This is a genomic window from Pseudarthrobacter sp. PH31-O2 (assembly GCF_030063265.1).
Classification (GTDB): domain Bacteria; phylum Actinomycetota; class Actinomycetes; order Actinomycetales; family Micrococcaceae; genus Arthrobacter.
Genome location: NZ_JASIST010000011.1, coordinates 105688 through 130164, shown reverse-complemented (window position 1 = coordinate 130164; position 24477 = coordinate 105688). Strand labels below are relative to the sequence as shown.

At 67.2% G+C, this 24477-nt stretch carries 26 protein-coding genes and 1 riboswitch; of the genes, 12 read left to right on the top strand and 14 right to left on the bottom strand.

Translation table 11 applies throughout. The features are described from left to right. Positions 1-114: 114 nt before the first annotated feature. The gene (locus QMG72_RS15730) at positions 115-1146 is read right to left on the bottom strand and encodes an SDR family NAD(P)-dependent oxidoreductase (protein WP_283481001.1); all 1032 of its coding nucleotides are present in this window, start codon (positions 1144-1146) and stop codon (positions 115-117) included. Positions 1147-1189: 43 nt separating this feature from the next. Further along, positions 1190-2410 (bottom strand): molybdopterin-synthase adenylyltransferase MoeB, encoded by a 1221-nt coding sequence (gene moeB, locus QMG72_RS15725; protein WP_282359636.1) that lies wholly within the window; start codon positions 2408-2410, stop codon positions 1190-1192. Positions 2411-2494: 84 nt separating this feature from the next. Between moeB and QMG72_RS15720 the strand changes: the two genes are divergently transcribed. From QMG72_RS15720 to QMG72_RS15710, 3 genes are all read left to right on the top strand, one after another. Beyond that, the gene (locus tag QMG72_RS15720; RefSeq protein WP_226776128.1) at positions 2495-3160 is read left to right on the top strand and encodes a TetR/AcrR family transcriptional regulator; all 666 of its coding nucleotides are present in this window, start codon (positions 2495-2497) and stop codon (positions 3158-3160) included. 53 nt (positions 3161-3213) lie between these two features. Further along, entirely contained in the window at positions 3214-3438 is a 225-nt protein-coding gene (locus QMG72_RS15715) for a DUF3107 domain-containing protein (RefSeq protein ID WP_226776127.1), read from the top strand. Positions 3439-3506: 68 nt separating this feature from the next. Continuing rightward, positions 3507-3809 (top strand): hypothetical protein, encoded by a 303-nt coding sequence (locus tag QMG72_RS15710; protein WP_226776126.1) that lies wholly within the window; start codon positions 3507-3509, stop codon positions 3807-3809. A 56-nt stretch (positions 3810-3865) separates the two neighbouring features. Here the strand turns inward: QMG72_RS15710 and QMG72_RS15705 are convergent, their stop codons facing one another. The 3 genes from QMG72_RS15705 to thiO all read right to left on the bottom strand — a co-directional run bounded on the left by QMG72_RS15705 (position 3866) and on the right by thiO (position 6314). Beyond that, positions 3866-4693 (bottom strand): thiazole synthase, encoded by an 828-nt coding sequence (locus QMG72_RS15705; protein WP_283480998.1) that lies wholly within the window; start codon positions 4691-4693, stop codon positions 3866-3868. Further along, positions 4690-4926, bottom strand: coding sequence for a sulfur carrier protein ThiS (gene thiS, locus QMG72_RS15700; protein ID WP_226776124.1), 237 nt, complete (start codon positions 4924-4926; stop codon positions 4690-4692). The genes QMG72_RS15705 and thiS overlap by 4 nt, the downstream gene beginning before the upstream one ends. Beyond that, positions 4923-6314: a glycine oxidase ThiO gene (thiO, locus tag QMG72_RS15695; RefSeq protein WP_283480997.1), complete on the bottom strand. Its 1392-nt coding sequence runs from the start codon at positions 6312-6314 to the stop codon at positions 4923-4925. Before thiO ends, thiS begins: the two co-directional genes overlap by 4 nt. Continuing rightward, positions 6308-6439: riboswitch (TPP riboswitch) on the bottom strand. It overlaps the preceding gene by 7 nt. A 26-nt stretch (positions 6440-6465) precedes the next feature. Between thiO and thiE the strand changes: the two genes are divergently transcribed. Then, positions 6466-7185 (top strand): thiamine phosphate synthase, encoded by a 720-nt coding sequence (thiE, locus tag QMG72_RS15690; RefSeq protein ID WP_283480995.1) that lies wholly within the window; start codon positions 6466-6468, stop codon positions 7183-7185. Positions 7186-7196: 11 nt separating this feature from the next. Here thiE and QMG72_RS15685 read toward each other — a convergent pair whose 3' ends face one another. Continuing rightward, positions 7197-7868: a ferritin-like fold-containing protein gene (locus tag QMG72_RS15685; RefSeq protein ID WP_282359639.1), complete on the bottom strand. Its 672-nt coding sequence runs from the start codon at positions 7866-7868 to the stop codon at positions 7197-7199. A 41-nt stretch (positions 7869-7909) separates the two neighbouring features. Here QMG72_RS15685 and QMG72_RS15680 point away from each other — a divergent pair, with 41 nt between their 5' ends. The 3 genes from QMG72_RS15680 to QMG72_RS15670 all read left to right on the top strand — a co-directional run bounded on the left by QMG72_RS15680 (position 7910) and on the right by QMG72_RS15670 (position 12316). Continuing rightward, positions 7910-9403: an RNB domain-containing ribonuclease gene (locus tag QMG72_RS15680; protein WP_283480994.1), complete on the top strand. Its 1494-nt coding sequence runs from the start codon at positions 7910-7912 to the stop codon at positions 9401-9403. 298 nt (positions 9404-9701) lie between these two features. Then, positions 9702-11435: a DEAD/DEAH box helicase gene (locus QMG72_RS15675; RefSeq protein WP_282359641.1), complete on the top strand. Its 1734-nt coding sequence runs from the start codon at positions 9702-9704 to the stop codon at positions 11433-11435. Between the two features lie 8 nt (positions 11436-11443). Then, positions 11444-12316, top strand: a complete 873-nt coding sequence (locus tag QMG72_RS15670) for a DNA-methyltransferase (RefSeq protein WP_226776118.1) — start codon at positions 11444-11446, stop codon at positions 12314-12316. 18 nt (positions 12317-12334) lie between these two features. Here QMG72_RS15670 and QMG72_RS15665 read toward each other — a convergent pair whose 3' ends face one another. Next, entirely contained in the window at positions 12335-13180 is an 846-nt protein-coding gene (locus tag QMG72_RS15665) for a PHP domain-containing protein (protein ID WP_282359642.1), read from the bottom strand. Positions 13181-13272: 92 nt separating this feature from the next. On the opposite strand from QMG72_RS15665, the gene QMG72_RS15660 reads away from it, so the two are divergent. Next, positions 13273-14853 carry an aminopeptidase P family protein gene (locus tag QMG72_RS15660; protein ID WP_226776116.1) on the top strand — a complete coding sequence of 527 codons (1581 nt, stop codon included), beginning with the start codon at positions 13273-13275 and terminating at the stop codon, positions 14851-14853. A gap of 84 nt (positions 14854-14937) precedes the next feature. On the opposite strand, the gene QMG72_RS15655 is transcribed toward QMG72_RS15660, so the two are convergent. Next, positions 14938-15822 (bottom strand): YflT domain-containing protein, encoded by an 885-nt coding sequence (locus QMG72_RS15655; protein WP_283480991.1) that lies wholly within the window; start codon positions 15820-15822, stop codon positions 14938-14940. A 77-nt stretch (positions 15823-15899) separates the two neighbouring features. On the opposite strand from QMG72_RS15655, the gene QMG72_RS15650 reads away from it, so the two are divergent. From QMG72_RS15650 to QMG72_RS15640, 3 genes are read left to right on the top strand one after another with little or no spacing between them, the layout of a single operon-like run. Further along, complete coding sequence (locus tag QMG72_RS15650; protein ID WP_226776114.1) at positions 15900-17183, top strand: magnesium transporter MgtE N-terminal domain-containing protein; 1284 nt, start codon at positions 15900-15902, stop codon at positions 17181-17183. Then, positions 17164-17946 (top strand): DUF1003 domain-containing protein, encoded by a 783-nt coding sequence (locus QMG72_RS15645; RefSeq protein WP_226776113.1) that lies wholly within the window; start codon positions 17164-17166, stop codon positions 17944-17946. The genes QMG72_RS15650 and QMG72_RS15645 overlap by 20 nt, the downstream gene beginning before the upstream one ends. Positions 17947-17957: 11 nt before the next feature. Next, positions 17958-19127 (top strand): Mrp/NBP35 family ATP-binding protein, encoded by a 1170-nt coding sequence (locus tag QMG72_RS15640; RefSeq protein WP_283480988.1) that lies wholly within the window; start codon positions 17958-17960, stop codon positions 19125-19127. On the opposite strand, the gene QMG72_RS15635 is transcribed toward QMG72_RS15640, so the two are convergent. From QMG72_RS15635 to sigE, 3 genes are all read right to left on the bottom strand, one after another. Beyond that, positions 19120-19512: a twin-arginine translocase TatA/TatE family subunit gene (locus QMG72_RS15635; RefSeq protein WP_226776111.1), complete on the bottom strand. Its 393-nt coding sequence runs from the start codon at positions 19510-19512 to the stop codon at positions 19120-19122. The genes QMG72_RS15640 and QMG72_RS15635 overlap by 8 nt on opposite strands. An 80-nt stretch (positions 19513-19592) precedes the next feature. Beyond that, entirely contained in the window at positions 19593-20708 is a 1116-nt protein-coding gene (locus QMG72_RS15630; RefSeq protein WP_282359645.1) for a hypothetical protein, read from the bottom strand. 8 nt (positions 20709-20716) lie between these two features. Then, positions 20717-21352 (bottom strand): RNA polymerase sigma factor SigE, encoded by a 636-nt coding sequence (gene sigE, locus QMG72_RS15625; protein WP_253032303.1) that lies wholly within the window; start codon positions 21350-21352, stop codon positions 20717-20719. Between the two features lie 305 nt (positions 21353-21657). Here sigE and QMG72_RS15620 point away from each other — a divergent pair, with 305 nt between their 5' ends. Continuing rightward, a complete protein-coding gene (locus QMG72_RS15620; protein WP_282359646.1) occupies positions 21658-22290 on the top strand; it encodes an O-methyltransferase in 633 nt (210 codons plus the stop codon). Positions 22291-22399: 109 nt separating this feature from the next. On the opposite strand, the gene QMG72_RS15615 is transcribed toward QMG72_RS15620, so the two are convergent. The 3 genes from QMG72_RS15615 to QMG72_RS15605 all read right to left on the bottom strand — a co-directional run bounded on the left by QMG72_RS15615 (position 22400) and on the right by QMG72_RS15605 (position 24466). Further along, positions 22400-22567, bottom strand: a complete 168-nt coding sequence (locus QMG72_RS15615; protein WP_160664543.1) for a DUF3117 domain-containing protein — start codon at positions 22565-22567, stop codon at positions 22400-22402. Positions 22568-22799: 232 nt separating this feature from the next. Then, positions 22800-24047 (bottom strand): putative hexosyltransferase, encoded by a 1248-nt coding sequence (locus QMG72_RS15610; RefSeq protein ID WP_502934667.1) that lies wholly within the window; start codon positions 24045-24047, stop codon positions 22800-22802. Between the two features lie 68 nt (positions 24048-24115). Next, positions 24116-24466 (bottom strand): DivIVA domain-containing protein, encoded by a 351-nt coding sequence (locus tag QMG72_RS15605; RefSeq protein ID WP_226776107.1) that lies wholly within the window; start codon positions 24464-24466, stop codon positions 24116-24118. Positions 24467-24477 lie beyond the last annotated feature (11 nt).

Here is a 24477-nt window from a genome sequence, read left to right as displayed (position 1 = left end):
TGATCGGCTGGTTGCTGGTATTCAGCCAGCTCCGCCGGGTAGTTCCGCCAGCCCGGCGTCAGGAAACCGGCGTCAGTAAACCGGCCTCAGGAATCCGGCCTCAGGAAACCGGCCTCAGCCGAAAGCGTTGATTCCCGTCAGCTCAGCGGACAGCGTCCAAAGCCTGGCAGCATCAGCGAGGTCGACCGCATGCGCGTCCACGCCCCTGATCCGTGCCTCGGGCGAGCCCGTCGCCGTGGACTCCGCGATGTCGCAGTCCTCGCAGTAAGCACCTCCCATACCCGCAAGCGCCGGCGACGTTGCCGCCCACACGGACGTCGCCGCTCCCTGGGCCGGGGTCTTGAACCGCGAGTCAACTTTGCCGGACTCGTCCAGCCAGCCGGAGGCAATCATCTCTTCCCTGGGCAGGTGGCGCTGGAGTTCCGTCATGATCCCGCCCGGGTGCACCGCGAAGGCACGGACCCCTGAGTCCCGGCCCAAGCTGTCCAGCTGCACGGCGAACAACGAGTTCGCCGTTTTGGCCTGCCCATAGGCCCGCCACTTGTCATAGCCCGACTCGAAGTTGACGTCATCGAAACGGATCGGCGAGAGCTTGTGCCCGGTGGAGGACAGCGACACCACCCGGGCCCCGGGCGCGGCAGCCAGCGCGGGCCAGAGCAGGTTGGTGAGGGCAAAATGGCCCAGGTGGTTCGTGGCGAACTGCGACTCCCAGCCGGGCCCCACCCGGCGTTCGGGGCTGGCCATAATGGCGGCATTGTTGATCAGGATGTCCAGGCTGCGGACTCCCCCGTCGGCACCGGCGGCCTGGCCAGCGGCCAGGAACATCGCTGCGAAGTCTTTGACGCTCGACTGCTCGGCCAGGTCAAGGGCGGCGACGCTCACCTGCCCCGCATCGGTCCCGGACGGGATGGCGGCCTTGGCGAGGACTTCCCGTGCGTGCTCCGGACGCCGTGCCGGAACTGTCACCGCGGCGCCCGCCGAGGCCAGCGCCCGGACGGTTTCCAGGCCCAAGCCGGAGTATCCGCCGGTGACGATGGCGGTCTTACCGTGCAGGTCGATCCCGGCAATTACCTCCGCTGCCGTGGAGTCCCTGCCGAAACCGGAACCGATCTTATGCTGTGGTGTTGCGTTAATGTTCGCGCCCATTTCACTGGCCTTTCCGCTATTGGGTCACTTGAGTTTCAGGCAGTCAGTAGACAGGTTTGCCCGGTTCAACATCCCGGACCCACGCCAGGATTCCGCCGTCGAGGTGGCTGACGCGCTCATAGCCTGCGGCACGGGCGGCGGCAAGTACGGCTGCCGACCGGGTACCGGACTTGCAGTGGAAGACGATGTCCCTGTCCGGCGGCAGCTCCTGCCACGCCTCGCCGGCTAGGATCCGGCCCAGCGGGATCAGCACCGCTCCGTCGATCCTGACGATCTCGTATTCGCCGCTCTCGCGCACGTCGACCAGCTGGAAATCCTTGAGCCCGGCCTTGCGGGAAGCGAGCATCGTTGCCAGTTGCGCGGCCGTCACGGTGTGTTCGGTGCCGGCGTCCGCAGCCGGCGGAATACCGCAAAAAGCTTCATAGTCGGTCAGCGCGGTAATCCGCTCTGCCTCCGGATCGCGGGAGACTTTGATTTCGCGCCAGCTGCCGCCCAGGGCGTCGAAGAGCGCCACCCGGCCCAGCAGGGAGCGCCCGACGCCCGTAATCAGCTTGACGGCCTCCGTCACCATAAGCGCGCCGACGGCGGCGCACAGCATCCCAAATACGCCGCCCTCTCCGCAGGACGGCACTGATCCTGCAGGCGGCGCTTCAGGGTACAGGTCCCGGTAGGTGGGGCCATGCTGTTCCCAGAAGACGCTGACCTGCCCGTCGAAGCGGAAAATCGAACCCCAGACGTAGGGCTTGCCGAGGATCGCTGCAGCATCGTTGACGAGGTAGCGGGTTTCGAAGTTGTCGGCGCCGTCGAGGATCAGGTCGTAGCCGGCGAAAAGTTCCAGCGCGTTGGACGCATCGAGCCGGAGCTGGTGCAGCCGTACCTCCACCAATGGGTTCAGGGCGGCAATGGCGTCGCGGGCGGACTCGGTCTTGGGCCGTCCTACATCCGCTGCGCCGTGGATCACCTGACGCTGGAGGTTGCTCAGATCGACCGTGTCGTCGTCGACGATACCCAGCGTGCCCACGCCCGCCGCGGCCAGGTAGAGCAACGCGGGGGAACCGAGCCCGCCGGCGCCGATCACAAGGACCCTGGCATTCTTCAGGCGGCGCTGACCGGTCACCCCGATTTCCGGAATGATCAGGTGCCGGGAGTAACGCTCCACCTCCTCGGGGCTCAGGCCTTCGGCCGCTTCCACCAGCGGCCCCGGCACTCCGGACGCTGTTGCCGGTGTGGCGGGGGCTGCATTGGAGGTCAACTGGGAGGCCATACTTCAATCTATGCCCGAAGATGCCGCCAGGTCATATTACTGGCACGTAAAGTAGTCGTAACAGCAAGCGAAAGTAGGCCTACAGTGGTTCACCAGGCACCCGTTGAGCAGGGGCAGGCCGGAAAGTCCCCCAACGTCCCGGCCCGCAGCGGATCGCGATCGGCGCGGCTTCCCCGTGACGAACGCCGGGCGCAGCTGCTCGCGGCGGCCCAGGAAGTCTTTGTCGCCAACGGGTACCACGGCGCCGCGATGGACGAGATTGCGGAGACTGCCCATGTCAGTAAGCCCGTGTTGTACCAGCACTTCCCGTCCAAACGTGAGTTGTATCTGGCCCTCCTGGACAGCCAGCTGAGCATCCTGATCGGGCTGCTGCTGGGTGCCCTGAATTCCACGACGGATAACGACGAGCGCGTCCAGGCTGTGATGCGGGCCTACTTCCGCTTCATCGCCAGCGATGACCAGGCCCACCGTCTTGTCTTCGAATCCGACCTGGTCAATGACGTCGACGTCAGCGCCCGGCTGGAGGCTTTTAACAAGACTTTTGCCGACGCCGTTGGGCAGGTCATCGCCGAGGACACCAAGCTGCCGGAGCTGGAGGCCCAACTGCTGGGCCGGGGACTGGCCGGGCTGGCGCAGGTGAGCGCCCGCTACTGGCTGGAAACTGACGGTAACCTCGACCTCGATGTGGCAAGCGATCTGATCTACCGTTTAGCTTGGCGCGGAATCTCCCGCTTCCCCAAGGAAACCTAGGCTACAAATAGACATAACACCCTAAGAACTTTGATTGGCTGGGAGGCCTTGCTGTGGAAGTAAAGATCGGCATTCAGAACATCGGCCGCGAAATTGTCCTGGAATCGGCGCAGGAAGCCGACGCCGTAGCCAAGGTGGTCGGCGAAGCAATCGCGAAGGGCACGGAGCTGCGCCTGACTGACGAAAAAGGCCGCCTGATCATCATTCCCGCGAACGTCCTGGGCTATGTCGAGATCGGCGCCGAGGAAGTGCGCCGCGTAGGTTTCGGCGCGGTCTAGGCACCAGCTGTGACGCCGGGCAGCGCCGTGCTGCCCGGCCCCAGACCCAACCCGCAAGGAGTCCGAACATGCTGTCCCTGATTGTGGTGGTCCTGGTGACCGTCGCTGCTGGTTTTGTCGTGTGGGCCAATGACAAGCGGCACGCCAAGTACGGCATCTCGGTGCCCGCCGGGGCATCTCTCACGGTGGGGATGCTGAGCTGGATTCTTTTTAGCGCCGCGGGGCTGGGCTATCAGTCGGGACTGAGCTGGATTCCGTGGATACTGCCCATCCTGCTGGGCGCAGCCGCCGCCACGGCGTCCGTGCTGTACCTGGGTCGAAACCGCACCAGCCGCGATACTGCCAGGCTGACCGCAATCCTGCGCTACTAGCGAGGTCCCGGCACGTCGGCTGGGCCGGGTTCCGCCCCGGGACCCGCCCGACGCACCTAGAGGAACTCGGCACGGCCTTCCATGGCCGATGATGCCAGCGCGTGCTCCCGCCGCGGGATCCTGCCGCTGCGTTTGGCCAGCCGTCCGGCGATCACCGCGTGTCTAAACGCCTCGCCCATCAGAGCCGGATTTTGTGCCCGGGTCACCGCCGTGGCCAGCAGCACGGCGTCGCAGCCAAGCTCCATGGCCAGGGTTGCATCGGAGGCGGTCCCTATCCCGGCGTCAAGGACCACGGGCACGGAGGCACGGGCGACGATCAGTTCGATGTTATGCGGGTTCAAGATGCCCAGGCCGGTGCCAATCGGCGCGCCGAGGGGCATCACGGCAGCGGCGCCGAGGTTTTCCAGCCGCAGCGCCAGCACCGGGTCGTCGTTGGTATAGGCAAAGACCTTGAACCCGCGGCCCACAAGCTGCTCGGTGGCCTCGACGAGCTCCACCGCATCCGGCAGCAGGGTGTGCTCGTCCGCAATGACTTCCAGCTTTACCCAGTCCGTTTCGAGGGCTTCCCGTGCCAGCTCGGCAGTGAGGACGGCATCCCTGGCGGTGAAGCAGCCCGCGGTGTTCGGCAGCACCCGGATGTTGTGGTCCAACAGCAGCTGGAACAACGACCCCGATTCTGCCGGCGAATAGCGCCGCATCGCCACGGTGGTCAGTTCGGTGCCGGACGCCAGCAGCGCGGCACCCAGACCGTCAAGGCTAGGCGCCCCGCCGGTTCCCATAATCAGCCGGGACCCCAGCTGTACACCGTCGACCGTGAACGGGTCCGCGGCGGCCGGTGAAATTCCCGGCGCCCCGGCGAGTGTGGTGTCCTCCCTGCCGCTCATCCTCCCTGCACCGCCGTGACCAGTTCGAGGTCGTCACCGTCGACGAGCGCTGTGGTGTACCACTGGCTGCGCGGGACCACGTCCGCGTTGCGGGCGACGGCGACCCCGAGTTTCCCGCCGTCGACTGAGTGGCCGTTGGGCGCCAGCGGCCGGCCGGTAACCTGGCTGACCAGCTGGCTGACCGAGGCGCCGTCCGGGAGAAAGTGCCCGGTTCCGTTCAGGGTGATGTTCATACCGCTTCCTTGTTTTCTTCAGGGTGGGTGTTCGGATGGGTGATGATCTTCGGGGACGGCCTCCGGGCGCCGGCTGCGGCCGGTCTGCTGGTTTGACTGCCGGTGGCGAACCTGTCCGGGCGGAAGTGCTTCCAACGGGAATCCACGGTTCCGTCCAGCAACTCACAGCAGATCCTCGCGGCGGCGGGTGTGAGCAGGATGCCGTGCCGGAAAAAGCCGGTCGCTATCATCAAACCGGCAATTTCCCCCGGACGCCCCCGCGCCGCCACCCGGCCCAGCAGCGGCGCGTTGTCCGGGGTCCCCGGCCGGGCCCGGGCAGTGGCCTCCAGCAATTCCAGTTCGGCGACGGCGGGGACCAGCTGCTGGGCATCACGCAGCAGCTGGTAAACACCGCCGGCGGACACCGCCCGGCCCGGGACACCAGCTTGGGTGGCAGCATCCGGGTTGTCGTCGCCGAGCGCGTCTTCGCGCTGGGTGGCGCCGATCACCACAGTGCCGTCCTGCCGGGGCACGATGTAGACCGGCACCCCGCGCACCAGCCCGCGCACCGTGGCGGTGAGCAGCGGCCGTAGTTTCGCCGGGACGCGGAGCCGGAGGATGTCCCCGTGGACCGGCCGCAGGGGAAACTCAAGCCCCGCGGGCAGCCCCTCAAGTGTGGCGGCGCCAAGGCCGTTGGCCACAATGGTGTCCTTGGCCCGGATGGAACCGCCGCCGATGAGGCTGGCGCCAGCCACCCGACCCTGCTCCCAGAACAGCCCGCCGGCACGCCTGGCGATGGTGGTGGAGCGGCTGTCGGTGCGCAGCAGTTCCCTGATCCGGGCCAGCAGCAGGCGCGGGTCCACCTGGTGGTCGGCGGGAATATCGAAGGCGCAGGAGATGCCCGGACTCAGCAGCGGCTCTCGCCTTCGTGCCGCACGGACGGTCAGCGGCTCGACGCTGAGGCCGGCAGCCTGCTGGGCGGTGCGCAGGTCCGCGAGCGCCCGGCGGTCGGCGGCGTCGACACCCACGGCGAGGGTCGGCGTGGTGAGGTAGCCCGTCCGGGAGCCCCCCGTTCCGCCCCCGGCGCCGTCCAGTCCGGCCGCGAATGCCGGCCAGAGGCGGGAGGATTCCAGCATAAGCTCCAGGAGGGCCTCTTCCTGGTAGTGCAGTTCGCTCACCGGGGCAAGCATGCCGGCGGCAGCCCAACTGGCTCCTGTTCCGGGGGCGTCGTCGATCAACGCGACAGATCGGCCCGAGCGCCGCACCGCCCAGGCGATCCCGTGGCCAACAACGCCGCCGCCAATCACGGCCACGTCGTAACATTCGGGGTTTTTGAGGTCATCCGCGGCGGCCGCAGCCGAGGTTGCGTCGCTTTCACGGGCCGTGCCGGGGACGAAGGTGCCGTCCATAGAGGATTCCTTCCCTACGCCGGTACTAACCGGATCAGGTCAAGCGGTCGGCTGCTACGCCCTCTCAGCCTGCCGTTGCCGGTCGCCAGTGGCGTGGACGGCGGCGGGCTCCCGCGGTATTGGCCCAGTGTAGAGGAACTAGGCTGGAAACATGAGCCAGGATGCCGCCCACACCACCGCCCGCCTTTATCTCTGCACCGACGCGCGCCGGGACCGCGGCGACTTTGCAGACTTCGTGGACTCGGCCTTTGCTGGCGGCGTCGACATCATCCAGCTGCGCGACAAATCCCTGGAAGCCGCCGAGGAGCTGGAACTGCTGGCGGTCCTGCAGCAGGCGGCCCGCCGTCATGGCCGGCTTTGGGCAGTCAACGACCGGGCAGACCTCGCTTCCCTGGCCGGGGCGCCGGTGTTCCATATCGGGCAAAAGGACATCCCGTTCGGGGCGGCGCGGGACATCCTCGGCCAGGACACCGCTATCGGGCTGTCCACCCACACTCCGGCCCAGGTGGACGCCGCGATAGCCGCAACTTCCGGCCGGAACGGTCTGACCTACTTCTGTGTTGGCCCGGTATGGGCCACCCCCACAAAGCCGGGCCGCGCCGCCGTCGGACTTGACCTCGTCCGCTACGCGGCGGACGCGATCGGCGGGTCAGAGGCCCAGCAGCGGAGAACTGCCGGGAGCGAGGCTGCGGGGAACCTCTGGGGCGCGCGGCCGTGGTTCGCGATCGGCGGCATCGACCTGGGCAATGTGGAGCAAGTGGTGGCCGCGGGCGCCGGCAGGATCGTCGTGGTCCGCGCGATCACCGAGGCCACCGATCCCGAGGGCGCAGCCCGGGCCCTGCTTGCCGCCCTCGACGCCGCGGAACGCTAAGGCCCGCCTGCTCAGCCGGCAAGGCCGAGCTGCGTCATCCGGCGTGCGTGGTTCGCTGCCAGTTCCCGCAGCAGGGCTCGGACAAGCTCCCTCGGCCCGTCCTCATCCGCGCCGATCAGCCGGTCGGCGAAGGCGTGCTCGAAGCTCATCCGCTGCGCCTGGTTGAGGACCTCCCCCAGCAGTCGCCGGGCCCACAGTGCCAGCCGCGACGCCAGCTTCGGGTCATCTGCGAGGGCGGCCCGGAGCCGTTCCCGCAGCACCGCTGCCGCTTCGTCGCCGGCCTGGACCTGCTCCACCACGGCACGGGTGCCTGCGTCGAGATAACGGGACATGGCGCGGTAGGCGTCGGCGGAAACGGTGTCGATCACGTACGCCTTGATGAGGGACTCGTGCCAGTCCGCCGGGCGGGTGCGTTTATGGAAGTGGTCCACCGACGGCTGGAACGGCAGCATGGCTTCCTCGGTGTCCAGGCCCATGGCTTCGAGCCTGGAGCTGACGAGTTCGTAGTGCTGGAACTCGATCACGGCGATACGTCCCAGCGCTGCCCGGTCGTGCAGGGTGGGCGCGTACCGTGCGTCGGAGGAGAGCCGCTCGAAAGCGGAGAGTTCGGTGTAGGCCATCACGCCGAACAAATCCCTCAGAAAGCTGTTGTAGCGGGCGGGATCAGCCGGGAATCTGCTCATGGTCCAAGACTAATAGTGCAAATGAAGCTACTCTGATTTCCGTGTCCCAGCATCGCTTGACCCCGAATGTCCACCAGCAGGAGAGCCTCCTTGCCGAGGCACTCAACGCGTTGCGCACAACCCTGGAGCTGCCCGGACCGTTCCCCGAGGACGCGCTGCGGGAAGCGAAGGAAGCCGTCGCCGGACACGAACTGCCGGAGCTGGATTTCACCCACATCGACTTTGTGACCATCGATCCTGCGTCTTCCACCGATCTGGACCAGGCCCTCTTCATCGACCGTTCCGGCGCGGGATACAAGGTCTTCTATGCGATCGCCGATGTCCCCTCCTTTGTTGTCCCCGGCGGAGCGCTCGACGCCGAGACCCGCCGTCGCGTCCAAACGTACTACACCCCGGACGGCCGGATCCCGCTGCACCCGGAAGTCATCAGCGAAGAAGCCGGAAGCCTGCTGGCCGGGCAACGGTGTGCCGCCTTTGTGTGGGAATTCGAGCTGGACACCACCGCGGAGGTGTCGGAAGTGCTGGTCCGCCGTGCCACAGTCCGTAGCCGGGCCAAACTCAGCTACCGGGGTGTCCAGGCCGACCTCGACGCCGGCACGGCCGCGCCGCTGCTGGAGCTGCTCAAGGAAGTCGGGATGAAGCGGGTAGAGCTCGAACGGCTCCGCGGCGGCGCCAGCCTGAACATGCCCGAACAGGAAATCGAACAGCTGCCTGACGGCGGCTACCGGATTGTAGCTGCCCCGCCGCTGCCCGTGGAAGACTGGAACGCCCAGATTTCGCTGATGACGGGAATGGCCGCAGCAGGGATCATGCTCGAAGGCAAAGTCGGTATCCTGCGCACCATGCCGGCGCCGGATGAAGCGTCGCTGGCTCATTTCCACCGCCAGACCCGCGCCCTTGGCAGGCCCTGGAACGCCGACATGAGCTACGGCGAATACCTGCGCACCCTGGATCCCACGGATCCGCGGCAGCTGGCGATCGTGCACTCGGCCGGCATGCTGTTCCGCGGCGCGGGCTACACGCCCTTCGATGGCACGGTGCCCGGGGCCGCGGTCCAGGCAGCCATCGGCGCCGCCTACGCCCACTCCACGGCCCCGCTCCGACGCCTGGTGGACCGCTTTGTCCTGGTGATCTGCGAGGCGCTCAGCAACGGCACGGCTGTCCCGGCCTGGGCCCGGGAAGCCCTGCCGTCGCTCCCGTCGATCATGGCAGCCTCGGACCAGCTGGCCGCCAGGCTGGAGCGCCTCTCCCTCGATACCGTGGAGGCGGCGCTGCTGGTCAACCACGTTGGCCAGGAGTTCGACGCCGTCGTGATCTCCGGCGCTAAACCCGCCAGGAGCGGAAAGAACAGCACCGGCAAAAACGGCACCAATGCCGCCGGCACCACCGGCGGGCCCGCCGGAATCGTGCAAATCGCCGAACCCGCCGTCACTGCCCGCTGCCCGGGCGATCTGGAACCCGGCACCCAGGTCCGGGTGCGGGTGGTCGCGGCCGACATCACCACCCGTGAGGTCCGGCTGGAGCTGGCCGTCTGAGCGATCGGCGGCCTTGCCGCGCCGTCAGTGGCCGCCGTCGAGTTTCCGGGCCGTGTGCGGCTAGACTGGAAGGGTAGATATGGATGCCCGGTCGTTGATTTCCTTCATTTTCGAATTCAACAAGCCCGCCCCTACGCGATCTTGAGATACACCCGCTGGTCCCCAGTGCCAGCATCTAGATAGCCCGCGATCGGCTTCCACTGGAATTGCTTGCGCTTCTGAGCGTGCTCCGGAACGGCCACCCGGCCGGCCCGTTGAGCATGCAGCGCAGCCCAAAATGAATAAGGAATCTCCCCTAGTGAGTGAATTGCACACGCACCAGCTTCTGACCGACGAATCCGGCACGGAAACGATCGAACCGGAAGAAACCATCATCTCGGACGAAAAGCCGCACGAGATCGCCGAGAAGACCTTTGCCGACTACAATGTCCGCGCCGATATCGTGGAATCCCTCGCCGACGCCGGAATCACCCACCCGTTCCCGATCCAGGCCATGACCCTGCCGGTAGCCCTTGGCGGCCACGACATTATCGGCCAGGCCAAGACCGGAACGGGCAAAACCCTCGGCTTTGGCATCCCGGCCCTGCAGCGCGTCGTCGGACCCGACGACGCCGGCTACGACTTGCTCCCGGCCCCTGGCGCCCCGCAGGCCCTCGTGATTGTGCCCACCCGTGAGCTGGCCGTCCAGGTCGCCGGCGACCTGCAGAATGCCGCCCGCAAGCGCAACGCCCGGATCACCACCATCTACGGCGGCCGTGCCTACGAGCCGCAGGTCGAGGCGCTGCAGAAGGGCGTCGAAATTGTTGTCGGTACGCCCGGACGCCTCATCGACCTCTACAAGCAAAAGCACCTCGTCCTGAAGAACGTCAAGATGGTGATCCTGGACGAGGCCGACGAGATGCTGGACCTCGGCTTCCTACCCGACGTCGAGACCCTCATCGCCGGCACCCCGCCGGTCCGCCAGACAATGCTGTTCTCCGCCACCATGCCCGGCCCGGTCGTCGCCATGGCACGGCGATACATGACCAAGCCCACCCACATCCGTGCCGCGGACCCAGACGACGAGGGACTGACCAAGCGCGACATCCGGCAGCTGATCTACCGTGCCCACAGCATGGACAAGATCGAGGTCGTGGCCCGGATCCTGCAGGCCCGCGGCCGCGGCCGCACCATCATTTTCACCAAGACCAAGCGCACCGCCGCCAAAGTCGCCGAGGAACTGGTGGACCGCGGCTTCGCTGCGGCCGCCATCCACGGCGACCTCGGCCAGGGCGCACGCGAGCAGGCCCTGCGTGCCTTCCGCAACAATAAGGTCGATGTCCTCGTCGCCACCGACGTCGCAGCCCGCGGCATCGACGTCGATGATGTCACGCACGTCATCAACTACCAGTGCGTTGAAGACGAAAAGATCTACCTGCACCGGGTGGGCCGCACCGGCCGCGCCGGCAACAAGGGCACGGCCGTGACCTTCGTCGACTGGGACGACATGCCCCGCTGGGGCCTGATCAACAAGGCCCTGGGCCTGAGTGTCCCGGAGCCGGTGGAAACCTACTCCTCATCCCCGCACCTTTTCGAGGAGCTCGACATTCCCGCAGGCACCAAGGGCCGGCTGCCCCGGGACAAACGTGTACTCGCCGGTGTCAATGCCGAGGTCCTGGAGGACCTGGGCGAGACCGGAAAGAAGAACACTCCCCGCGGCGGTCAGGCCGGCGGCGGACGCGACAGCGCCCGCAGCGGCGGCGGCAGCCGCGGCACCGGCGGACGGGACAGCGCCCATGATTCCCGCCGCAGCGGCGGCACCGGCGGCGCCAAGGACAGCGGACGCTCGGGCGAGCGCCGTCGTCGTCCGGCCGAAGCTGACGCCGGCACGGGTCCCGCAGCTGAGACCCCGGCCAAAGCCGCAGCCAGCGCACCGACCGAGGTCGACCGTGCGACGCGCGCACGCCGCCGCACCCGCACCCGCCGCCATAATGGCGAAGTGGTGGCGGGCGAGTCCCAGGCCGGTGCACCGGCAAGCAGCACCGAGGCCTAAACCCTTATATGGCTGACACCGTCTGGGCGCCGGACGGCAGCAATCTGGTGGTACACGCGGACAACGCCGACTACCTCCCGACGCTGCCGGACGGCGCTTTTACCCTCATTTACGTGGATCCTCCGTTTAACACCGGCCGGGTCCAGAAGCGCCAGGAAACCAGGATGGTGCTTAATGCCGGCGGTGAGGGCGACCGGGTCGGGTTCAAGGGACGCTCTTACGACACCATCAAGGGTGCGCTGCACAAGTACGACGACGCGTTCAGCGACTACTGGAGTTTCCTGGAACCCCGGCTCGTGGAGGCGTGGCGGCTGCTGGCCGATGACGGCACCCTGTACCTGCACCTGGACTACCGCGAAGTGCACTACGCCAAGGTGATGCTCGACGCCATCTTCGGGCGTGAGTGCTTCCTGAACGAGATCATTTGGGCCTACGACTACGGCGCCCGGGCCAAATACCGCTGGCCCACCAAGCACGACAACATCCTGGTCTACGTCAAGAACCCCACGAAGTACCACTTCGACAGCGCCGAGGTGGACCGGGAGCCGTACATGGCCCCCGGGCTCGTCACCGCTGCCAAACGCGAACTGGGCAAGCTGCCCACCGACGTCTGGTGGCATACGATCGTCTCCCCCACTGGGAAGGAGAAAACCGGCTATCCGACGCAGAAACCCGAAGGCCTGATCCGCCGGGTGGTTGCCGCCTCCAGCCGGCCCGGCGACTGGTGCCTGGACTTCTTCGCCGGCTCCGGGACCCTGGGTGCCGTCGCCGCGAAACTCGACCGGAAGTTCGTCTGCGTGGACCAGAACCAGCCGGCCATCGACGTCATGTCCAAAAGGCTGGCCCCGCACGCCAGCTTCAGCGTCTTCCCGGGCACCTAAGCTCGCATCCGCGGGGGGTCAGCGCACCACGGACGTCCCGGTCCCCTGTTCCTCGATCCGGGCAAGGACCTCCGGCGCCGTGAGGTTCTCGCCTAGCCGGTTCGGTTTCCCGGACCCGTGATAGTCGGAGGAGCCGGTGACCAGCAGCCCGTGCCGGTCCGCAAGTTTGCGCAGGAATGCCCGGCCCTCCTCGGGGTTGTCCCGGTGGTCGATTTCCAGTCCGGCGAGCCCGGCGTCGATCATTTCCCGGTAGACGCGCTCGCCCACGATCCGCCCGCGGGCGGACGCCACGGGGTGGGCGAACACCGGCACCCCGCCGGCGTCCCGGACGAGTTCGACGGCGGCTGCCGGGTCCGGGGCGTAGTGCTGCACAAAGTAGCGTGACCGGGACGTGAGAATCGATTCGAAGGCTTCGGTGCGGTCCGCGACCACGCCGGCGGCGACGAGGGCGTCGGCGATGTGCGGCCGGCCCAGGGTAGCGCCGGGCGCCACGTGGTGGATGACATCGTCCCAGCTCAGCGGGTAGTCCTCCGCCAGCAGGCTGACCATCCGCTCGGCCCGGGTGAAGCGGGCATCCTTCGCCTTGGTAATTTCCTCCAGCAGCCCGGCGTGCGCCGGGTCGTGCAGGTAGCAGAGCAGGTGGACGCTGATCCCCTCCGGCGTCCGGCAGGAGATCTCCATGCCGGGAACCAACGCCACCCCGTACGCCAACGCGGCGGCTCCGGCCTCCGCCCAGCCGCCGGTGGAATCATGGTCGGTCAGGGCGACGACGTCCAGCCCCGCCTCCGCCGCCGAAGCCATCACCGCTGCCGGCGCCTGGGTACCGTCGGATACGTTCGAGTGGGCATGCAGGTCAATCCTCACCGCACCAGCCTAGTAGATCGTGGCCGCGGCGTCCGGGCCAACCGCCGTCGGGCTGTTGGCCTAAGCCGCTGTGCTGGTGAGACTATGGATGCGTGAACGATGCAGATAACACCCAAGTCTCCGCTTCCCAGCCCCTCGACGAGCGCGTCAACAACCGCTCACAGCGGCCCAGTTCCGATGCTTTCAAAGCGTTTATGGCCAGCAACTGGGCACCGTCCCAGGAGCAGCTCCCGGAACGCGATGCCGTCGCCAACCATGCAGCCGCCCGCCGGCGCGCCATTTCCGAGCAGTTCAAAGGCGAACGCCTGGTCATCCCCGCCGGACCGCTGAAGGTCCGCTCCAACGACTGCGACTACCGGTTCCGCCCGCACTCGGCCTTCGCGCACCTCACGGGCCTGGGGCTGGACCACGAACCCGATGCCGTGTTGATCCTCGAACCCGTGGAGGCAGGCAAGGGCGACGACGGCGGCCACCACCTCGCGACACTGTATTTCCGTCCGCTCGCCGGCCGCGACACCGAGCAGTTCTACGCAGATTCCCGGTCCGGCGAATTCTGGATCGGTACCCGTCCCACCCTGGCCGAGTTCAAGGCCCGCCTTGGCCTGGCGACCGCTGAGATCAGCGAACTCGAAGTGGGCATCACCAAAAACGTGGGAGCCCCCGAAATCGGCGGGATCTCCATCCGGCTGGTCCGGAAGGCGGACGAAAACGTCGACGCCCTGGTGGACACTGCCCGCTACAACACGGCCAAGGACCCGGACAACCTGGATCTGGGCGCCCTTGACGCCCTCGATGAGAAACTCACCGAGGCGCTCTCCGAATTGCGCCTGCTTAAGGACGAATGGGAAATCGGCCAGATGCAGACCGCCGTCGCGGCCACCGTGCAGGGATTCACCGAGGTGGTCAAGTCGTTGCCGCGTGCCCTGACCCACCAGCGCGGCGAGCGGGTCGTTGAAGGCGCATTCTTTGCCCGGGCGAGGGAAGAAGGCAACGAGCTCGGCTACGACACCATTGCGGCCTCCGGCAACAACGCCACAGTGCTGCACTGGACCCGGAATACCGGCAAGGTCACGGCAGGCGAACTCTTACTGCTCGACGCCGGGGTCGAAGCGGATTCGCTCTACACCGCTGACATCACCCGCACCCTGCCGGCCAACGGCACGTTCTCCGAGGTCCAGCGCAAGGTCTACGAGGCCGTTCTGGACGCCGCCGACGCCGGCTTCGCTGCCGCGCAGCCCGGCACCAAGTTCCGCGACATCCACACTGCCGCCACCACCGTGCTGGCCGAACGGCTGGCCGATTGGGGCCTGCTGCCGGTTTCGGTCGAGGAAGCCATCAGTCCGGAAGGCCAGCAACACCGCCGCTGGATGCCGCATGGCACCAGCCACCACCTGGGCCTCGACGTGCACGACTGTGCCCAGGCCAAGCGGGAGCTGTACCTCGACGGCGTCCTCACCGCCGGCATGGTCTTCACGATCGAACCCGGGCTGTACTTCAAGGACGAGGATCTGGCCATTCCCGAGGAGTACCGCGGAATCGGTATCCGGATTGAGGACGACATCCTGATGACCGCCGACGGTCCGGTCAACCTCAGCGCGGCATTGCCCCGCAAGGCCGACGACGTTGAGTCTTGGATGGCGGGCATCTACCAGGAAGCGGACGCGACGGCGTAGCTCGCCGCCGGCGGTCAGTAACCGCCGGTGACACGCAGAAGGCCTCCCCCGGATCATCTCGGGGGAGGCCTTCTGCATTGCGGGTCAGTGGTGCGGGCCGCCGCCACCGGGCTCCTGCTTGGCCGCGTCGTCGACGCGGACGCCGTACTGCGGGCGGCCGTCCGGCAGGTCCGGATACGCGAACCCGGCAGCCTTGACAGGTTCCTCTTCCCCTGCCGGTTTGCCGGAGGCGGTGCCGGCTCCCTGCTGGGACGGACCGGACTGCTGGCCGGCGGCCGGTTGGTTGCCGGGCTGCTCGCGCGGGTCGCCGCCGGCGTCGGGGGTCCGCTGGCCGTAGGGGTCGCTCCAGCCAGCGGGCCGCTGCGGCCCGGGCCCCTGCTGCCGGCCCGGCTGCTGGTGCGGCTGGTGCTGGTGCTCGGGCTGGGAGTAGCCGGCCGCGCCGGCGGGCCGGGCGGCGTCTTGCTGCGTCATCGGAAGCTGGTGCAGCAGCCGGCGCGCATCGTTCGCCGCCTCGAATGAAACCACAACGTCGTAGTTGGTGGCCACGACCTGGCTGGTGGAGGTGAAGTCCCGTTTGCCCCGCTGCATGGCGTAGGTGACGATGCCGAAGAGCATAAAGAATGCCGCACCCATCAGCACCGACGTCATAATCGAGAACGCACCGTCGGTCGTGGAAAAGAACGAGAGCATAATGCCGACGAACAGGCCGAACCACATGCCGCTCAGCGCACCGGAGAGCGCCACCCGGGGGTACGTCAACCTGCCGGTGACCCGTTCCACCATCTTCAAATCGTTGCCCACGATCGAGACCATCTGCACCGGAAACTGCTGGTCAGCGAGGTAGTCCACCGCCTTCTGGGCATCCAGGTAGGAGTTGTAGGAACCAACGGTGTCCCCCTTGGGGACACTGCGGGCCTCGTCCGGGCCGGTGCGAGCGCCGGCCCTGGGAGCACCAAAAATGTTTGACATAGGTCCATTCTTACCTATCCGGCTGGGCACCGGCTGTAAATTCAGCTAAAAGAGAGCGGACTCGGTAGCCTGTACAGGTGAGCACAAATCTTTCGCGGGTGTTTGTTGCCCGCCTCCTCGGACTCGACGTCTTTGACCCGCTGGGCGACCGCCTGGGCAGGCTGCGTGACGTTGTGGTGCTCTCCCGAGGTTCCCGGGGCGCGCCGCACGTTGTGGGCATCGTCGTTGAGGTGCCGGGCAAGAAGCGCGTCTTTGTGCCGATGACTCGGATCACCTCGATCGACCAGACCCAGGTCATCTGCACCGGACTGGTAAACCTGCGCCGTTTCGAACAGCGCGGAGCCGAAACCCTCGTCGTAGCCGAAATGTTCGACCGCCGTGTGACCCTCGCCGACGGCAGCGGAGATGCCACAATCGAGGACATCGCGATGGACAAGCACCGCTCCGGCGACTGGTTTGTCAGCAAGCTTTTTGTCCGCCGCGGGCATTCCCTCTCCCCGCTGAGCCGGCTCCGCCGCAACGAGACCATGATTATCGATTGGGCCGACGCGCAGCAGGGCGCCCACACCGAACCCCAGGCAGCAACCCAGTTCGTCGCGACCCACGAGGACCTCAAGCCTGCCGACTTTGCCGAGGCGCTCCAGGAAATGAGCGACAAGCGCCGCTTCGAGGTCGCCAGCGAACTTCAGGACGAACGGTTGGCCGACGTCCTCCAGGAGATGCGCGAAGGCGACCAGGTCGAGATCCTCTCCGCCCTTGACGTGAACCGCGCGGCAGACGTGCTGGAGGAAATGGACCCGGACGACGCCGCCGACCTCCTCGCGGAGCTTCCCAGCGCCCAGGCCGAAGAACTGCTGCAACTGATGGAACCCGAAGGCGCAGAAGACGTCCGGCGGCTGCTTGAATACGACGAGGACACCGCCGGCGGCCTGATGACCCCGGTCCCGGTCATCCTGCCTCCCGAAGCCACCGTCGCGGAAGCCCTCGCCCATGTGCGCCGCGAAGAACTCTCACCCGCCCTGGCGTCGTCGATCTTTATTGCCCGGCCCCCGTTGGAGACGCCTACGGGCCGTTTCCTGGGCGTCGTCCATATCCAGCAGCTGCTCCGCTTTCCACCGCCCGAACCGCTGGGCAACCTCGTGGACAAGACCCTGGAACCGGTCTCGGACCTCGCGCACATCAGCGAGGTGGCCCGGACGCTGGCCACCTACAACCTCAACTCGCTCCCCGTTGTTAACAGCGACGGTCGGCTTGTAGGGGCGGTGACTGTTGACGATGTGCTGGATCATCTGCTGCCCGATGACTGGCGCGCCCACGAGGACGATGTCCCGATAAGGAAGCTTGGAGGCCGCATTGGCTGATATCAGCGCAGCACGGAACCCCCAGGCACGGCCGGGCAGCAAAGCCGACAGGGGCGGCCTCGATACGCCCCTGAGCGGCCGCCAGCGGATCCTGCCGAAGTTCTCCCCCAACCCGGACGCCTTTGGCCAGACCACTGAAGGGTTCGCCCGCTTTATGGGCACCCCGCAGTTCCTGGTCTACATGACGGTGTTCGTCGTCATCTGGCTGGGGTGGAACACATTCGCGCCCTCCGAATGGCAGTTCGACTCCCGGGCCCTCGGGTACACCCTGCTGACCTTAATGCTTTCACTGCAGGCCTCCTACGCCGCGCCGCTGTTGCTGCTGGCCCAGAACAGGCAGGACGACCGTGACCGCGTCTCCCTGCAGCAGGACCGCCAGCGGGCAGAGCGGAACCTCTCCGACACCGAATACCTGACCCGGGAACTCGCTTCGCTGCGGATCGCCCTGCGCGAAGTCGCCACCCGCGATTACGTCCGGGCCGAGCTGCGGAGCCTGCTGGAGGACATGCTGGAAGCACAGGAGGAACTGCGCACCCACGATCCGTCCGCAGGTGTTCACGAGTCGCCGCGGGACAAGGTCAAGGAAAAACTGAAGGAACGCCGCGACAAACAGCGCAGTCCCCGGACCCAGCAGATCCCCCGGGTCCGGTCTGAGAGCAAGCCCAGGGCAAATAAGAAGTCCGGCGCCTTGGCCGAACAGCAGAACAACGCCGGCGCGGACCATGCCGGCGCGCCGGCGCCCCCCGTACTCCCCGAGAACTGAGCACTTACCGCATGAACTTCAGCCAGGACAGCACCACCCCGGGCAGCGTCCCGGACTCCCCGCTGGCCGGGGCAGTGCAGGCCGCACTCGCCACCGTCATCGATCCCGAGCTCCGCCGTCCGATCACTGAACTGGGCATGGTGGAAGCGGTGGAGATTTCCGCGGCCGGGCAGGTACGGGTCGCGGTGCTCCTGACCATTGCCGGCTGCCCGCTGCGCGGAACCATCACCGCCGATTGCGAGTCGGCGGTGTCCGCCGTGCCGGGCGTCACCGGCGTCGAAGTCGAGCTGAAAGTCATGACCCAGGAACAGCGCGACGCCCTCAAGGACCAGCTCCGCGGTGCCGGCGGCCAGCGCGGCATCCCGTTCAACGACCCCGGATCGTTGACCAAGGTATACGCCGTCGCGAGCGGCAAGGGCGGCGTCGGCAAGTCCTCAGTGACGGTAAACCTCGCCTGCGCCCTCGCGGCACGTGGCCTGCGGGTGGGGATCGTCGATGCCGACGTCTACGGTTTCTCCGTCCCGGCGTTGATGGGCATCACCCAGTCCCCCACCCGGGTCGATGACATGATCCTGCCGCCGGTCGCCTACGGGGTCAAAGTCATCTCGATCGGTATGTTCGTCACCGCCAACCAGCCTGTCGCCTGGCGCGGGCCCATGCTGCACCGGGCGCTGGAGCAGTTCCTCACCGACGTCTACTTCGGCGATCTCGACGCCTTGTTCCTGGACCTTCCGCCCGGCACCGGTGACATCGCCATCTCCGTGGCCCAGCTGCTGCCCCAAGCCCAGATCCTCGTGGTGACCACTCCCCAGGCCGCTGCTGCGGATGTGGCCGAGCGGGCGGGTGCCCTCGCGACCCAGACCGGCCAAGTCGTCGCCGGTGTTGTGGAGAACATGTCCTACCTTGAAATGCCCGACGGCGGCCGGATGGAGCTGTTCGGCAGTGGCGGCGGCGCCATGCTGGCCGAGCGGCTCTCAGCGACTGTGGGAACTGATGTTCCACTGCTGGGACAGATTCCGCTGGACATTCTCTTGCGGGAGGGGGGCGACACCGGTGTCCCGCTGGTGCTGGGCAGGCCCGAAACTCCCGCCGCCGCGGCGCTGCTGGACATTGCCGGCAGAATCGGTGCCATCCCGCGCGGGCTCAACGGAAAGTCGCTGGGCCTGCAGCCAGTTAAGTAGCCTCCGAGTCGAAGGGCGCCTGCTCGCCGTCCGGGAGCCGCTCGACAATTCGGTCCGGCCGGGGAACCGACGCAGCTGCCGCAACGGTGGCTACTGCCGCCGCCGGGGCGCCGCCGCTGACCGGCTTGGTGTCATCGTCAAGCAGCGCCTCTTTGATGATCCGGCGCGGATCGTACTGCCGGGGATCGTATTTCTTCCAGTCAACGTCGTCGATGTCGATGCCGACTTCGTCCTTGATCTGCTCTCTGGCCCCCGACGCCATCCGCCGGACTTCCTTAACGATGTTGGCAAGTTTCTGAGTGTATTCGGGCAGCCTGCTGGGGCCAATCACCAGAAGGCCGATGATCAGCAGAAGGAGGAACTCCGGTCCATTGATTCCAAGCATTGTACGAAGATTACCCTCTCACGCGGGGCCGCGACGATTCGGCCGGAATACCCGGCGCGTGACCCCACCAAATCCGCACGTCACGGTGCCAGCAACTCCAGAATCCTGCCCATGCCCCGTTCCATCCGGCTGATGAAATCGTGCCCGGGCCCGGACTCCGGACCGCCGACGTCCGCCGTCGCAGGGCCGTGGATCGTTCCCTGCGGTTCCTGGCCCTGGCCGGCGGCCGTTCCGACGGCCAAGTTACGGGCCCGGACCAGGGCGGCCACGGCCTCGCCTGTCCGCTCCGCGGGCTGGTCCGAGACGTAGGTGAAGGTAGTTTGGTCCGCCTTGTAGATGGCAGCGAAGGGCGCGGCATGATTTACCCAGAGGCTGCCTTGGCTCGCGCCAACCCCTGGCTCCACGCCCGCTGCGGCGTTCCCCGCAGGCAACACCGCTGAGGTGAAGCCGTCCAGTGGTGCCGGGTGGCCCGTGAGCGGGTTCAGTGGCGGGGCGGTTTCAGGAAAGCCGGACTGCCCTGCCGGGCCGCGCTGCCGGTCCGGAGCGCCGTGCTGTTCGAGGATGGTGGTGAAATGCCGGCCGTCCGTGAGGCGCAGCTCCACAACGTCGCCGCCGGTCAGCACCCGGCCCCTGGCCCAGATCAGGTGGTAGCCGAGTTCACGGAGCACGGGGCAGGACCACCCCTCGGAGCGCAGCATGGTCAGCTGGGCCGTGCTCAGCGAGCCGGCCGGAGTGAAATCGGGTTCGCCGGTGAGGCTCCAGCCCGCTGGCGCGCCGGACGCTCCGTCCATGGCATCGGCCCCGAAACCAGCAGGATCCTGCTGGAAAAACGCTGTGGCGGGCGCGACGCCGGGCCGCTGGGCAGGGTCGGCGCCCATCAGATAGGCCGATCCGCCGAGCAAGGCCGCGGCGGCCGCAGCACTGCCGGCCGCGATCGCCGAGGCACGCAGCACGGGGCGGCGGCCAGGGACCGTTGACGGCGGACGGCGGTCCGGCTGCTCAGCGCTGGCGAGTTCCGCGGTGCGCGCCAGCAGTCGTGCAGTGAGGTCGCTGCTGGCCACGGGCACGTCCGCTCCGCGCAGCCGCTCCAGGTACTGCCGTTCCCGGCGCTTCTGCAGCTGGCAGTCCGGGCATGAGTCCCGGTGCCGGCTCCGACGCTTGTGCGGAAAGCGGAGCAGTCGCTGGAGCAGACGCATCGCCTGGTTCAGAGGAGGCCGGCAATGCGCGGCATCTTCAGCCGCGGCTTCAGCGACGCCTTGGCGGACTGCGGCGGCCTCGGGTCACGGTGGGCCAGCTTCTCCCGAAGCATGGTGCGCCCGCGGTGAATCCGGGAGCGGACGGTACCGAGCTTGATGCCCAAAGCGACGGCGACCTCGTCATAGGAGAGCCCCTCAAGGTCGCAGAGGACGACGGCGGCACGGAAGTCCGGCGGGAGTTCCTCCAGGGCAGCCTGCACGTCGACGTCCAGGTTGTTGAATTCAAAGCTCTGTTCCGGGCCGGGCTCTCGGCCGGGCAGGCGGGATTCTGCGTCGTCAGCCAGCGCGTCGAAGCGGATCCGGCTTTTGCGCCGCGCCTGGTCCAGGAACAGGTTCGTGGTGATCCGGTGCAGCCAACCGTCCAGGGTGCCCGGTTTGAAGTTCTCCAGCGAACGGAAGACCCGGACAAATACTTCCTGGGTAAGGTCCTCGGCGTCGTACTTGTTGCCGGTGAGACGATACGCGAGCCGGTACACCTTGGCGGAGTGGTTGGTCACCACTTCCTCCCAGGTGGGCCGGACCCATACGGCCTCCGCCGCGGCCTGGGACTCTTCAGCTACAGGGACAGCTGCCACTACCGACATTGTCCGCTCCCCTCGTGGATGGTGCTTACGCCGTGGACGGTGCTTGCGGCTGCAAGCTCCGGCATCCTTGATTCGGCGCCGATCACCACGCGGATGAGCGGATATCCATCTTTTCAAAATTTTCTGGGAATTTCCTGACGCCGGCCACCCTTCCGCCCTCGGCAGAACCGGCGGCCCGCGCCGGCCGGCCGTGCCCACGGCGGCGAGTGCACTGTGACCGCGCCAGCGGTGGCGCCTGCCTGCCGGGTCCCCCCTGACCCAGTACGCTGGAGGGAACTATCCCCTGCCGCCCAGAAAGCGAATCCATGAGCGCCGATAAGTCTACGAGCTGGTCCTACGCAGAAGATCTGCCTGCCGAGGATGAGGTCCTGTTGCACGCGCGCGAACGGTCCTTCGAATTGGGAGTCACCCCGGTCGGCCCCGGCGTGGGTGCTGTCCTGACCGTCCTGGCTGCCGCTTCCAAGGCCCAGACCGCCGTCGAAATCGGCACCGGCGCAGGGGTCTCCGGAGTCTGCATCCTGCGCGGGCTGGGTCCGCACGCCGTCCTGACCACCATCGACGTCGACGTCGAACACCTCAAGGCCGCGCGGGAGGCGTTCCAGGAGGCCGGCAGCCCGGCTAACCGGACACGGACCATCTCCGGCCGCGCCCGCGACGTCCTCCCCCGGCTGACAGACGGCGCCTACGACCTGGTCTTTATTGACGCCGACAAACCCAACTACCCCGGCTATGTGGAACAGGCAGTCCGGCTGCTCAAGTCCGGCGGATTGCTGATCGTCAACGATGCGCTGGACAAGGACCGCGTCGCCAACCCTGCCGCGCGTGAGGCCACCACCGTGATCCTCCGCCAGGTGGGCAAGTCCATCCGTGAGGACGACCGTCTCGCCTCAGCCATGCTCCCGACCGGCGACGGCCTGCTGGTCGCAGTCAAGAAGTAGCAGGGCAGCTCCACGGTTACGCGGCCGGCAGGTCCCGCACCACAACAGCGGGCGGGGTCCGCAGCCACCCGGCTGCGGACCCCGCCCGTTGTCAGAGCATTCAGCGAAGCTATTCGGTAACGCCGACGAGGCATTCCTTCAAATTGGCAGCTTCAGCGGAGTTGAGTTCGACCACGAGCCGTCCGCCGCCTTCGAGCGGCACACGCATGATCAAGCTTCGTCCTTCTTTGGTAACTTCCATCGGGCCGTCGCCGGTGCGTGGTTTCATTGCCGCCATAAGGAATATCCCCTCCATTAGTCCAGTGACATACCAGCCCGGCCGGGCTGCGTCCGCTTAGTCAATCAAGCTGCCCGGCAGCCGTGATGGGTACCACCAGGGCCACATACTCAGTTTGCTTCTTGTCCTTGCTTACCAGCTATTATCGCGTAACAACGCGGCTGTAGCTAATCGCTGGACTTTCCGACGCGCCGCGCCGCACCGGGCCGGCTGCGCCCAAAGGTGCTCCGCGTCACGGCGGATAGTCCCCTCCGCCGGGCAGTGGCGCCCAGGCCCACAGCCACACGATCCAGACCATCTGCAGCAGCAGGAACATAATCACCAGGGTGCCGCGGTAAGCGCGGGACCGGGAGATGAAGGCCGCGCTGAGGGCCAGCGGGAAGAGCGGCAGCAGCATCCGGAACGTACTGGTCTGGGGGTGCAGGAAGACCAGCAGGTAGCCCAGGTAACAGACACACCACAGCCGCAGTTCAGCGCCCAGCGCACGCACGGGGCGGGACATCATGGCCGCCGCGAACAGCGCAACGAAAGCGAAAGGCGCCAGCACCCCGATAACCGGGCCGAAGAGCAGAATTCCGGTGTCGAACCAGGGTTTTAGCGGCACCAATTCCTCGCCGCGCCAGACGGTTTCAGTTTTTGTATAGGCCTGCAGGTCGCCGGTAACGTACCAGGCGATTGCCGGCCAGGCGAGGGCGGCGATTCCGCTAACCGCCGTCAGCCCGCCGAGCGACCAGAGTTCGGTCCTGCTGTGGGTGGCCGCCAGGGACCGCGCCGCGGCGCCGGTCCCGGGACCATCCCCGAGGGCCGGCCGGCGGGTGCGGGGGTGGTGCTGCCACACCCGGAGGAGGAACAGCATCCCCAGCATCGCGGCGAACGGCACCCCGGTGGGCCGGGACAGGCACATCAGTACGACGGCCGGCATGGCCCACAGGTAGCGGCGCTCCATCACCAGCAGCAGGGCGGTGGACAGCAACAGCAGGTTCAGCGACTCGGCGTAGGGCACCTGGAGCACCGGCGACACCGGGAAGGTGGAAACCAACACCGTTCCCCACAGCGCGGCGCCGGGTGTGGCCCGGAGCCGGAAGAGCCGGTAGATGACAAGTGCCGCACCCAGACCGCAGAGCATGGCAATAAGCGTCAGGGCGAACGCGGGGGTCATTCCGGTCAGCCCGGCGACCACCCGGCCCAGCATGGGAAAGAGCGCGTAGAACGCCCACGCGTTCTCCTGAACGTTTCCGGCACCGTCCGTCGGCAAGACGTCCGGGTAGCCGTTTTGGAGTGCTTCGCCATACCAGCGGGCGTCCCAGATATTTATGAACGACCAATAGTCCGGCTTCGCCGGGAACCAAGGATTGGGGCCCTGGTGCAGGGCGGCGGCCGTAAAAATGCAGGCACTGATGAACCGGGCGGCGGCGTAGAGCCCGGCCACCTGGGCCCACCATGGCCAGCCCGCCAGCCGGGCAGCCAGCCCGACAGCCAGCCCGGCTACACCCCGCCTGGCCGGAACATGCTCGGCCGCCGGCGCCCGGGCCTGCGGCGGTTCACTTCTCACGGTTCCCGCCGACGGCGTGCGAGTTCAGCGCCAAGATCCGCGATGGTGCCGTCTTTGGCGGCGAGCTGGTCCCGCAACTCATCGAGCACCTCGTCCACCTGGTCCATCCGGTAACCGCGAAGGGCCACAGCAAAACGCAGCCGGTCGACGTCGGACGGCACGGCCTGGGCCGGAAGCAGCACCGGCGGAAGGTTGGCAACCGGCTGGTCGAAGCCGTCATCGAGGGCGTGCAGCTCGCCGGAGTCTGTGCCCCGGCGGCCGCGGAAGATCTTCGACGCGTTGCCGGTGCCAAGGAGGAACGCGGCGCCGGTCAGCGCGACCGCAAGAAGGACCAGGAAAAAACTCACTCTCCCATCGT

What these genes read in the sequence shown, in the direction of transcription:
- QMG72_RS15730 (WP_283481001.1), bottom strand. Translation starts at nt 1,146, where the DNA reads ATGGGCGCGAACATTAACGCAACACCACAGCATAAGATCGGTTCCGGT.
- moeB (WP_282359636.1), bottom strand. Translation starts at nt 2,410, where the DNA reads ATGGCCTCCCAGTTGACCTCCAATGCAGCCCCCGCCACACCGGCAACA.
- QMG72_RS15710 (WP_226776126.1), top strand. Translation starts at nt 3,507, where the DNA reads ATGCTGTCCCTGATTGTGGTGGTCCTGGTGACCGTCGCTGCTGGTTTT.
- QMG72_RS15705 (WP_283480998.1), bottom strand. Translation starts at nt 4,693, where the DNA reads ATGAGCGGCAGGGAGGACACCACACTCGCCGGGGCGCCGGGAATTTCA.
- thiS (WP_226776124.1), bottom strand. Translation starts at nt 4,926, where the DNA reads ATGAACATCACCCTGAACGGAACCGGGCACTTTCTCCCGGACGGCGCC.
- thiO (WP_283480997.1), bottom strand. Translation starts at nt 6,314, where the DNA reads ATGGACGGCACCTTCGTCCCCGGCACGGCCCGTGAAAGCGACGCAACC.
- thiE (WP_283480995.1), top strand. Translation starts at nt 6,466, where the DNA reads ATGAGCCAGGATGCCGCCCACACCACCGCCCGCCTTTATCTCTGCACC.
- QMG72_RS15685 (WP_282359639.1), bottom strand. Translation starts at nt 7,868, where the DNA reads ATGAGCAGATTCCCGGCTGATCCCGCCCGCTACAACAGCTTTCTGAGG.
- QMG72_RS15670 (WP_226776118.1), top strand. Translation starts at nt 11,444, where the DNA reads ATGGCTGACACCGTCTGGGCGCCGGACGGCAGCAATCTGGTGGTACAC.
- QMG72_RS15655 (WP_283480991.1), bottom strand. Translation starts at nt 15,822, where the DNA reads ATGTCAAACATTTTTGGTGCTCCCAGGGCCGGCGCTCGCACCGGCCCG.
- QMG72_RS15640 (WP_283480988.1), top strand. Translation starts at nt 17,958, where the DNA reads ATGAACTTCAGCCAGGACAGCACCACCCCGGGCAGCGTCCCGGACTCC.
- QMG72_RS15635 (WP_226776111.1), bottom strand. Translation starts at nt 19,512, where the DNA reads ATGCTTGGAATCAATGGACCGGAGTTCCTCCTTCTGCTGATCATCGGC.
- QMG72_RS15630 (WP_282359645.1), bottom strand. Translation starts at nt 20,708, where the DNA reads ATGCGTCTGCTCCAGCGACTGCTCCGCTTTCCGCACAAGCGTCGGAGC.
- sigE (WP_253032303.1), bottom strand. Translation starts at nt 21,352, where the DNA reads ATGTCGGTAGTGGCAGCTGTCCCTGTAGCTGAAGAGTCCCAGGCCGCG.
- QMG72_RS15620 (WP_282359646.1), top strand. Translation starts at nt 21,658, where the DNA reads ATGAGCGCCGATAAGTCTACGAGCTGGTCCTACGCAGAAGATCTGCCT.
- QMG72_RS15615 (WP_160664543.1), bottom strand. Translation starts at nt 22,567, where the DNA reads ATGGCGGCAATGAAACCACGCACCGGCGACGGCCCGATGGAAGTTACC.